Genomic DNA, 3,001 nt, shown 5'->3' on the forward strand with positions numbered 1-3,001 from the left:
ACCAACACCAGCCCCAGCAATACGCAGCAAGCCACCACCAGCCCGGTCAGTTCCCAAAGCGGGATCTGGTGCCAGATGCCTTCGTTCACCGCTTCGCTGAACGCGCCGAAGACCACCAACAGAATCGAGCCCTGGTCCACGAACTTCAGCCAACTCTTGTTGCGCCCGACCCAGGCACCGATCCAGCGCCGCGCGATCTGCCCGGCAACGAACGGCAGCAGCAGTTGCACGCTGATCTTCACAATCGCATCAAGGGTCGAGCCACCCTCGCCGTGCACATTCAGCAAAAGCGTCACGAGTAACGGCGTGATAAAGATCCCGAACAGACTGGACGCCGCCGCACTGCAAATCGCCGCTGGAACATTACCTCGCGCCAGGGAAGTAAAGGCTATGRCTGACTGCACCGTTGCGGGCAGCGCGCAGAGGTAGAGCATGCCCATGTACAGATCATCACCGATCAGCGGCGACAGCACCGGCTTCAGCGCCAGGCCGAGCAACGGGAACAGCACAAAGGTCAGGCTGAACACCAGCACATGCAGGCGCCAATGCCCGGCACCGGCAATGATCGACGCGCGTGACAGTTTGGCGCCATGCAGAAAAAACAGCAGGGCGATGGCGATGTTGGTCAGCCACCCGAAGCCCACCGCGACCTGACCGCTGGCGGGCAACACACTGGCGAGCAGCACGACGCCGATCAGGGTCAGGGTGAAGTTGTCGGGTAAGAATCGAGGGCGCGTCATCAGGGTCATCCGGGTTTGCCAGGAACGTGAGCACGACTCTAACCCGTCCGCTGATTACCGACTAACGCTAGTAAGCCAGCTGATGTCGCCTAAAGGACAGGATGAACAGCGTTCTTGACGTTTCATGCCGTCAGGTGGGAAAACATCGGCTGCCCGGATGCAAGCGTCGGGGAATTCATCAAGGAAGGCTCATGAAAACCCTATTGTGTTTACTGATCGCTACCGGCGTCGGCGCCGCGCTGCAATACGCCGGCATCCCCCATGGCCTGTTGCTGGGTTCGATATTCGCGAGCGCACTGATCGCCAGCAACCTGCGCTTCTCCCCTACCCTGCGTTTCGGCCTCGGCTATGTGCAAATCGTCTTGGGGATCGCGACCGGCCTGATGTTTACGGCGTGGGACAGCCACACGGTCGCGGCCATCTTGCCCAGCCTGGGTGTCATGCTGGTGTGCCTGATGGTGCAAAGCGCAGTGGCCGGTGTGGCGCTGCTGAAAATCGCCGGTTGGAACCGCAAGGATACGCTGCTGGCCGTCTACCCCGGCGCACTCGCGGCGGTATTCGACTTGCTCGAATCCGAACGCGCGTCCAGCAAAGTGATCGTCGTGCATCTGGTGCGACTGATCTTCATCACCCTCCTCGTGAGCTTTTGCATTCCAGGGCAGGCCACCGTGGCGATTGCCCATAGCAGCCCGTTGGACATGAGCCTGGCGCTGAGCCTGTTGTCACTGATCGCCCTGTGCCTGTTGTCAGGTCGATTGCTGTTGAACGTTGGCGTGCCGGCACCGTTCATGCTCACCGCCATCGTGCTCACCGGCGTTTACGTCAAGACCGGCTACTTGCAGGGCTTTCACATGCCGTCATGGAGTGTCGACTCTGCTGCCATCCTGCTCGGTGTGCTGATCGGCTCGAAATTCAAGGACATCAGCTTCGCCGAACTTGCTCGCCACGGGCGTGCCGCGTTGATGTCCGTTGGCCTGATGTTGCTGATCGCCGCAGCGTTTGCCAGCGTGGCCGGGCGGGTTTGGGGCAGCGATCCCTGGTCGTTATGGCTGGCCTACATGCCGGGCGCCATCGAGACCATCTCCATGGTCGCCTTCAGTGGCGGGCTGAACGTTGTGTTCATCCTGTCTCATCATCTGGTGCGCATGGTTGTGCTGCACTTTGCGCCAGCAATGGTGGTTCAGGCGCGTCGATGGAGAGAAGATGTTTGAACAGCACACGGGTGGCGAAAGGATTAAACGGGAGAAATCGTGGCCAGGGCACCAATCAAAATGGTCAGCACCAGAAATCCACCCAGGAAAATTGTCATCTTGCCCATTCGGGCCTCCTACATTATGAGTTCGCTGTGTGCCGTCATTGTGAGCCTGCAACTGAGCGCATTACAGAGGCAGATAGTTCGGGAAAATACGGATCAGATTCTTGAAACGAAAAAGCCCCGCCCCACTTGCGTGGGGCGGGGCCTTCTACTGCACCAATCGCTGTTTACAGATCAGTGATTTCCTTGTGGCGTGGCACCAGCAACTTCATCACGCTCCAGGCCACCAGGTAGGCGACCGAACAGATTGCGAACATGATCATGTAGCCGGTGTGAATATCGTTGACCGATTTGTAGTAGTCGAACACATAACCGCCAACCTTGGTCATCACAACACCGCCCAAGCCACCGGCCATGCCGCCGATACCGACCACCGAAGCGATGGTTTTTTGCGGGAACATGTCGGACACCGTCGTGAAGATATTGCACGACCAGGCCTGGTGCGCCGATGCGCCAACGCCAATCAGCAATACAGGTACCCAAAAGCTGATGTAACCGAATGGCTGAGCCAGCAGCACCACCAACGGGAACAGCGCGATCACCAGCATGGCTTTCATGCGACCGTCATACGGCTTGTCGCCGCGGTTCATGAAGTAGCTCGGGAACCAGCCGCCACCAATACTGCCGATCATCGTCAAGCTGTACAACACGGCGAGTGGTGCCACGATGGCCGCGCCTTTCATGCCGTATTGCGCCGACAGGTAGGTCGGAAGCCAGAACAGGAAGAACCACCACACGCCGTCAGTCATGAACTTGCCGAAGGCAAACGCCCAGGTCTGGCGGTAGGTCAGCAACTTGAACCACGATACTTTTTTGGCAGCAACACCTGACACTTCCGGGATGGCTACTTGCGCAGGTTCATCGCTACGGATGTACGCCAGTTCTTCCGCCGACAGGCGCTTTTGCTGATCCGGCTTCTGGTAGAGCGCAATCCAGACGGCGACCC

3 protein-coding genes are annotated in these 3,001 nt (G+C 58.8%); 1 reads left to right on the forward strand and 2 read right to left on the reverse strand.

The window, feature by feature from the left end:
* On the reverse strand, positions 1-740 hold a 740-nt coding region (locus AC1DSG_RS29730; RefSeq protein WP_477794062.1), incomplete at its 3' end, for a bile acid:sodium symporter family protein.
* Positions 741-931: 191 nt separating this feature from the next.
* Between AC1DSG_RS29730 and AC1DSG_RS29735 the strand changes: the two genes are divergently transcribed.
* On the forward strand, positions 932-1,951 hold the full coding sequence (locus AC1DSG_RS29735; protein WP_477794063.1) for an AbrB family transcriptional regulator: 1,020 nt from the start codon (positions 932-934) through the stop codon (positions 1,949-1,951).
* A 271-nt stretch (positions 1,952-2,222) separates the two neighbouring features.
* On the opposite strand, the gene AC1DSG_RS29740 is transcribed toward AC1DSG_RS29735, so the two are convergent.
* The coding region (locus tag AC1DSG_RS29740; RefSeq protein WP_477794064.1) for an MFS transporter at positions 2,223-3,001 on the reverse strand (779 nt) is incomplete at its 5' end.

This window comes from Pseudomonas sp. P5_A12 (genome assembly GCF_056400685.1).

Coding starts and splice junctions, on each gene's coding strand:
- AC1DSG_RS29735 (WP_477794063.1), top strand. CDS start 932: ATGAAAACCCTATTGTGTTTACTGATCGCTACCGGCGTCGGCGCCGCG.